8 protein-coding genes are annotated in these 7,401 nt (G+C 59.7%); 3 read left to right on the forward strand and 5 right to left on the reverse strand.

Features of this window, described 5'->3' with window-relative positions:
- Positions 1-5: 5 nt before the first annotated feature.
- Genes KDL09_RS04360 through KDL09_RS04375 form a run of 4 tightly spaced genes read right to left on the reverse strand, consistent with a single transcriptional unit; the run spans position 6 to position 3,346 of the window.
- Positions 6-857, reverse strand: a complete 852-nt coding sequence (locus KDL09_RS04360; RefSeq protein ID WP_294381834.1) for a nitrilase-related carbon-nitrogen hydrolase — start codon at positions 855-857, stop codon at positions 6-8.
- Positions 858-878: 21 nt separating this feature from the next.
- Entirely contained in the window at positions 879-1,007 is a 129-nt protein-coding gene (locus KDL09_RS04365) for a FeoB-associated Cys-rich membrane protein (protein ID WP_294381839.1), read from the reverse strand.
- A gap of 15 nt (positions 1,008-1,022) precedes the next feature.
- A complete protein-coding gene (gene feoB, locus KDL09_RS04370; RefSeq protein WP_294381842.1) occupies positions 1,023-3,107 on the reverse strand; it encodes a ferrous iron transport protein B in 2,085 nt (694 codons plus the stop codon).
- A complete protein-coding gene (locus KDL09_RS04375) occupies positions 3,104-3,346 on the reverse strand; it encodes a FeoA family protein (protein WP_294381845.1) in 243 nt (80 codons plus the stop codon). Before KDL09_RS04375 ends, feoB begins: the two co-directional genes overlap by 4 nt.
- 192 nt (positions 3,347-3,538) lie before the next feature.
- Here KDL09_RS04375 and argH point away from each other — a divergent pair, with 192 nt between their 5' ends.
- Genes argH through tatC form a run of 3 tightly spaced genes read left to right on the forward strand, consistent with a single transcriptional unit; the run spans position 3,539 to position 6,688 of the window.
- Positions 3,539-4,906: an argininosuccinate lyase gene (gene argH / locus KDL09_RS04380; protein ID WP_294381848.1), complete on the forward strand. Its 1,368-nt coding sequence runs from the start codon at positions 3,539-3,541 to the stop codon at positions 4,904-4,906.
- Between the two features lie 5 nt (positions 4,907-4,911).
- Positions 4,912-5,514, forward strand: a complete 603-nt coding sequence (locus KDL09_RS04385; RefSeq protein ID WP_294381850.1) for an NUDIX hydrolase — start codon at positions 4,912-4,914, stop codon at positions 5,512-5,514.
- A 37-nt stretch (positions 5,515-5,551) separates the two neighbouring features.
- Positions 5,552-6,688, forward strand: a complete 1,137-nt coding sequence (gene tatC, locus KDL09_RS04390; protein ID WP_294381853.1) for a twin-arginine translocase subunit TatC — start codon at positions 5,552-5,554, stop codon at positions 6,686-6,688.
- Positions 6,689-6,765: 77 nt separating this feature from the next.
- On the opposite strand, the gene KDL09_RS04395 is transcribed toward tatC, so the two are convergent.
- Positions 6,766-7,401: hypothetical protein (locus KDL09_RS04395; protein WP_294381855.1), on the reverse strand; the 636-nt coding region annotated here is incomplete at its 5' end.

Below are 7,401 nucleotides of genomic sequence, written 5' to 3' on the forward strand. Positions count from 1 at the left end.
CCAGTTCAGTCGCTCAGGACATCGAACAAAGGCAGGTCCTTTAACAAGGAAGGATTCGTTTCGGTCGGCATCCGACGCATGACCTGAAGATTCTTGGGATCCAGCACGACACGCTGCTTGTGGATTTCGGAATCGAAAACCTCGCCTTCCATCCATCGGGGAGCATCACGAAACGCCGCCTGTGACGGATAATAAACAGCCGTCCTCCCTACGTTTTCGTCGATTAGTGCGGACGCGGCCTTGCCTGTCAGATGAGACACGCCGACCACGCATCCCAGTTCCACCGCACGGGCCGAGGCACATCGATCCACACGCTCGACACCCAGCACCGTCTCCGTCGCGCTTGGCACCAGCAGCACATCGACGCCTTGCCCACGCAGGCGGGTGCTAATCTCTGGAATCTCGATGTCCAGGCAGATCACCACTGCAAAGCGCAGTCCGGCAAACTCCCAGATCCGTAGTTCCGTGCCTGGCGAAAAATCAGACTCCCAAGGCGTAAGATGCAGCTTGTCCTGATGCAGCACCCGGTCCTCCACGAGAATCGGCGCGCGATTTCGCAGCACGCCCGCCTCAGCATCCCAAAACGGCACCGTCCCCAGAACAACCGCCTTCCCAGGCCGCATCAGCAGCGAGCGCAGCGTCGGCAGCAGTTCCTGCCAGAACACCTCGGCCACTCGCCTGAGTGACGGAGGCTCCACCAGCGGTTCCAAGCCCATCCAGGTGAACTCCGGCAACAAGACGAGGTCCGCCCCTTCGTCCCAAGAAGTCTCCACACACTCCACCACCGATGCGGCAAACGCCGACGGAGACTTGGCGGCGACGCCCGGATCGAAGGTGCATAGGTCAAGGGTGAGCATGGCGACACCTTACCTTGCGCCTCATTTCCCGCAGCCGCAACCACCGCCACAGCCGGGTTTCTTCCGACGTTTCACCGCACGTATGGCGAACAGCACAACGGTGACGATGATAACCGCGACGGCGGCGATGGACTGCCAGTCTTCGTTCATGGTGTGTGTCGGAGGTTAGAATCCCAATGCGCTGCCGATCTGGAAGATGAGCAGGCTTAATAGATACGCCGTTCCCGTCATGTATCCGAGCTGAAAAAGCGCCCATTTCCAACTGCCCGTCTCGCGTCTCACAATGGCCACGGTGCTGACGCACTGCATGGCGAAGACGTAAAACACCAGCAGGCTGATGCAGACCAGCGGAGTGTAAACCAGCCCCCCACCCGGCCGCCGTTCGCCGGCCAGCTTGTCGCGCAGCGGAGCCAGATTGTCGTCGTCCTCGCTTTCCACCGCATAAACGACGCCCATCGTGGAATTAAAAACCTCGCGCGCGGCGAAACTGCCGATAAGGCCGATGCCGATCTTCCAGTCGTAGCCGAGAGGAGCGATGGCAGGTTCGATGAACTTGCCCGCACGACCGGCGAAACTGTGCTCCATCTGCTGCGCACTGGTGTCGCCCTGAGTTTTGGGATAAGTGGAAGCGGCCCAGATGAGAATGGAGATGCCGAGGATGATGGTTCCGGCACGGACGAGGAACATGCGTGCGCGCTGCCACACATGCAGAAGGATGCTGCGAATCGCGGGCATCTTGTAGGCCGGCATTTCCAGAATCATGGGGCTGGCGGAGCCCTTCATGACGCACTTGTTGAACACCCACGCAAAAAAGAACGCCCCAAAGGTGCCCAGTGCATACAGCCCGAGCATGATGCCGGCCTGCACCCAGGCGCTGACCCTGCCTGCCGGAAACAGCACGCCGATGAGCAGCGAATACACCGGCAGTCGCGCAGAGCACGAGGCCAGCGGCGCAATGAGAATGGTGATAAGGCGGTCCTTCGGACTGTCGATCGTTCGTGCGGCCATGACGCCGGGAATGGCGCAGGCGTACGAACTCAGGAAAGGAAGAAACGATTTCCCATTGAGCCCCACCTTGCTCATGGCCCAGTCCATGATGAAGGCAAGACGCGACATGTAGCCGGTGTCCTCCATGATGCCGATGAAGAAAAACAGGATCAAAATCTGCGGCAGGAAGATGACCACTCCACCCACGCCGGGAACCACTCCGTTCACGATCAGATCACGAAAATCACCCGGGGACATCAGCCCTTCCACCCAGGAACCCAAGGCGCCAAAGCCTGTTTCAATCCAGCCCATCGGCCCCTCGGCCACCTTGAAGATGAGGAAGAACAGCAGTCCCAGGACCAGCAGCAAGTTCACGAACCCCAGCACCGGATGCAGCAAGATGCGGTCGAGCTTGGTGGTGATCGTTTCGATTTCCTGATCCGGTCGTTTCAAAACCTTCGCACAGAGCTCCTCAATGCGACGGTAGCGTTCTGCGACAAGCGCATCCTCCCACCCCGGAAAATCAGCTTCCATGCGACCTCGCAGTTCATGGATGCGGGCCATTTGAGAATCGGCGATGCCGTAGTGCGTCGGATCGTGATCAGACAGCAGGTACAGCGGCTCCAGCAGACTCGAGCGCGTGTGAATGGCACCCGTCTGACGCAGTTCGTCGCGGCTGTGTTCCAGTGCGGCACGCACTCCTTCCGGCAGCGCTGCATTCTCCCACTGCGGCGCGGCGAGATCTTCTCGACTGAGCGTCAGTTTGAGTTCGATCAGGCCCGCTCCGGTAACCGCATTGGTTTGCACCACCGGCACACCAAGCTCCTCCGACAGCCTCTTCGCATCGATGTGCCACTCACGCTGAGCCGCCACATCGATCATGTTCAGCACCAAAATGGTCGGCAGCCCCAGTTCAAGCACCTGGCTGACCATGTAGAGATTCCGTTCGAGATTGGCGGAATCGATCACGCACACGACACGATCCGGGCGCGGCGTTTCGGGACGGCGACCCAGCAATACATCGCGCAGCACTGCTTCATCCGGCGAACGGGCGTTCAGACTGTAGGCTCCCGGCAGATCAATCAGCCTCAGCTTTTTGCCGTGCTGGCTGTAACACTCGCCGATCTTCTTTTCGACGGTGACCCCCGGATAGTTTGCCACCTTCTGCTTCAATCCTGTGAGCAGGTTGAAGAGCGTGGTCTTCCCCGAGTTCGGGTTTCCCACGATGGCGATCAGTGGCGTGTCAGGGGCGGAGGTACTCATGCGCCAACGGCGGAACGGATCGCGATGAAAGCCGCTTCGTGGTTGCGCATGGAGAGGTGGGAACCGCGCACGCAGATCTCGATGGGCTCTCCCAAGGGCGCACGACGGGTCACCCGGACGCGGGTGCCAGGCACGATGCCCATCTCACGCAGGCGCGTGAGGCAGGAACGGCCTGTGGGCATGGCCTGAACGATGGCATCAGAGCCAACGGGGAGTTCAGCTAATGTGGCGGCGGACATGATAGGAAAACGGTTCTGCAATTGAGACTCTGTCGCAAACTATGCGAAGAGATTAACAAGAACCGCGATTCTGGCAAATGCGGACTTTGGGCGGATTTTGCGCCGAACGCCCCGCTGAGGGTGCCGTCCCGGCCTTTGCCACAGTGGTTGCGCCGGTTCTGAAAGCCGCTAGTCTGCGCGCCCTCGAAATTTATGTGGAAAGGCCGTTTTGCTCAGGAAACCAGCGCTCTCGTCCAGCGCTATGGAGAATCCGTGTCATTTGACTGGCGGCTGTTCGCCCATGACATCGCCGGCTCCATCGCGCATTCGAAGGGCCTGCTGAAAGCTGGCATTCTGACGGCCGACGAGCAGCAGAAGATCGAAACAGGCCTGCTGGAAATCCGCCACGAGATCGAGAAGGGCCAGTTTGAGTTCAAGGAGTCGCTGGAGGACGTCCACATGAACATCGAGTCCGAGCTCACGAAGCGCATCGGGCCGGCGGGCGCCAAACTGCACACGGCACGCAGCCGGAACGACCAGGTGGCCACGGATGTGCGGCTTTACAGCCGGGCCTGCATCGACGTGCTGGTCAAACTCACCCGGGCCATGCAAGCAGCGCTGATCGAATGCGCGGAACGCGGCGGGGACGTCGTGATGCCGGGCTACACGCACCTGCAGCGCGGACAGCCCGTGTTATTCGCCCATCATCTGCTGGCCTACGTGGAGATGCTGGATCGCGACGCCGCGCGCCTGACCGACTGCCGCAAGCGCGTCAATGTGCTGCCACTGGGATCCGGCGCCCTCGCGGGCAGTACGATCATTCTCGACCGGGAATTCGTGGCGCAGCAGCTTGGCTTCGACGGCGTGACGCAGAATTCCATGGATGCGGTCAGCGATCGCGACTTCATCGCCGAACTGCTGTTCGCGATCTCGTTGATCGGTGTTCATCTTTCCCGCCTGAGCGAAGATGTGATTCTGTGGGCCAGCGCGGAGTTTGGATTCGTGACCTTGAGCGACGCGCATACGACGGGATCGTCGTTGATGCCGCAGAAGAAAAATCCCGACGTGGCGGAACTCACGCGCGGCAAGTCAGCGCGTTTGATCGGCAACTTAATGAGCATCCTCACGCTCATCAAAGGTCTGCCGATGACCTACAATCGCGATTTGCAGGAGGACAAGGAGCCGCTGTTTGACTCCATCGACACGCTGGGCCTCGCGCTGGAAGTTTTCACCGAAATGATCAGCGGCATGGACGTGAACCGTGCCAAAACAACCGCCGCGGCGAGCGATCCGATGCTGCTGGCGACCGATCTGGCCGACTACCTTGTGAATCATGGTGTGCCTTTCCGTCAGGCACATGAAGTCATCGGCAAACTCGTCGCCTACTCGATCGAGCAGAAGCGCGGGTTTGGTGAGATGAAGCTGGAGGAGTTTCAACGCTTCTCTCCGGCCTTTGAAGCCGATGTGACGGCCTGCTTGAACCTCGAAACCGCCATGATCGCGCGGAAGGGCATCGGCGCCCCTTCGCCGCAGAATGTGAAAGCACAGCTCGCACGCTGGCGTGCCGCTTTGAACGCGTAACAGGCATGCAGATCCCGGATTTCGACCTCTACACACCCGGAGCCGAAGCAGGCTGGTGCAAAACACGCAGCGAAATGGCTTTTGAGAACCCGCATGTGAGTGTCGAGCGTGCGCATTACACCACGCCGAACCGCCGCGACGACGTGCCCTGGATGGTGGTGCAGCGAAAAGCCGCCGTGGCCATCGCACCGATGCTGGAGGACGGGCGTTTCGTCATGGTCCATCAGGAGCGTCTGCCTGTGATGCAGACGATGTGGGAATTCCCGGCGGGGCAGATCGACACGGCGGTGACACGTGAGTCCATCATTCACACGGCGCTGAACGAACTCCGCGAAGAATGCGGCTGCGCTCTGGACAATGAACACGGAAGACTCGAGCCGCTGGGCTGGTACTTTCCCTCGCAAGGTTTCACCGACGAGATCGTTTATCTTTTCACGGCGAAGCCCGTGTGTGTCGTCAGCCGTCCGGAACCGGATGGAAGCGAGCACATCAGCGACGTGCGGTTTGTCAGCGCGGGAGAACTGCGTGGGATGATTGCTGCCAATGCGATCACCAACGCCCTGACGCTGGCTCTCTACGCGCGGATCGCGGCCCAAGGACTGCCGTAGTCCTCTGCATCCGCAACCCCCTTCCCCTCTCACTCCCATGTGGTCCGGTCTCCTTCAAAAAGTCTTCAAAGTTCGCGAAAAAGTCGCCCTCAATCTCGGCGGCAAAGGCGATGAGGAAAAACCGTTTCTCGAACACCTCGAGGATCTGCGCACCATGATCGTGCGCATGGTGATGACACTGATCATCTCCACCATTGCCACCTTCGTTTTCTATCAGGAGCTGTTTGCCGCCATCCTCTACCCCTTGGTGAGAGCCGGCTTTGTCAAAGACATCGAGGAGGGGCGCTCGTTCCTCGTGAACATCGACGTCGCCGGCCCCTTCATGATGGCCGTGAACGTGTCGCTCATCGCGGCGGTCATCATTTCCTTCCCTCTGCTTCTCATCTTCCTGCTCCAGTTCATCCTGCCAGGACTGAAGCCGAATGAGAAAAAGCTCATCTTCCCCGCCATCGCCATCGGCACCGGCCTGTTCCTCTCAGGCGCGACCTTCGCCTACTGGGTGGTTCTGCCGAAGGCACTGCAGTTCTTCGCCGAATTTGCCCAATCCGTCGGAGCGAAGCAGATGTGGGCTCTGAATGAGTACATCACCTTCACCACGCGTTTCATCCTTGTATTCGGCATCTCCTTCGAGCTGCCCGTGATCGTCATGGCCCTCGTGAAGCTCGACTTCCTGAACTACAAGATCATGAAGTCCACCTGGCGTCACGCCATCGTGGCAATTACCCTGTTCGCGGCCATCATTACGCCAACGCCGGATGTGTTCACGCTGATGCTGATGTCCGGGCCGCTCTATGTGCTCTACGGCATCTGCGTCTGGCTGGCCTATGCCATGGAGAAAAAGGACCGTGCAGCCTATCCCGAGTACTACGCCGACATCGACAAGGACGAGAAGGAACTGGCCGAGTCCGCCAACGATGACTGGGACAACGAAAACTACAATCCGTGGTCATCTGGCGACGACGACGAAGAGAAGGACGAGGACTACAAAGTCCCCGAAGCCAAACCTTCCGCCCCGCCACCCGAAGTCGAACAACCTGCTGAAGAGGAAGATCATGGCGAGGATCAAAGCTCCCAGATGCCGGATGAGGACCCTGCCGATCTACCGACCAAGGAGATGACGCTCGAAGAACTGGCCCGCGAGGACGAAAAACGCTCCGGCGAGCCGCCGGCATGATGAGGTCGGCGTCGGGGGGGGCATGGGTTGGATGTTATGAGCACACTGAACTCATAGCCCTCAACCCATCATTCCCCTTACCTTCCCTCTCCACCCTCTTGTGCACCTTCACAATCGATCACCAGCAGACATGGTGCGTCGCCCTGAATGTCGAGTTTGCGCAGGAGGAGTCTCGCCAGATAGGCCTTCCCCCATTCGGTTTCGCGATCCATGAAGCGACCCAGCGGCGTGTCACGTTCGACGCAGGCGACGAAATGAGGATCGCCGCCGCCGGAGACCTGCAGATCAAAGGTGAGATACTTGGGTCGCAGTTCCGCTGGAATATCCAGCCCATGGCTGGGGCGCAGCCCCACATAAAACCACGCGGCATCATCCGTCGGCTGCTTGACGAAGGCTGGCAATTTGCCCGTGTGGGTTTCCAGCAGCAATGGTCCATAAATGCGGCGTTTGCCATCGCTCCCTGATTCGAGGCGCACCAGCGCTCCCAGCGGACAACCCGATGTCACCAGCTTGAAGAGAATCATGGACCGTCCGCCCGGCAGGAGCGAAGGCATGCCCGGAACGCGTGAGAGCAGACGCAGTTCGGGCTTCTCCTCTCCTGCAAACTGCGCCTCGATCTCCGCACGAAGTTTCTCACCATCGTGAAAGCAGGCTGCTCTGCGTTCAGGCGTATCCGCAGCGAACAGCTCGGTGACCAGCGTCTTCACATCGGC

It is taken from the genome of Prosthecobacter sp., from assembly GCF_020439865.1.
GTDB lineage: Bacteria > Verrucomicrobiota > Verrucomicrobiia > Verrucomicrobiales > Verrucomicrobiaceae > Prosthecobacter.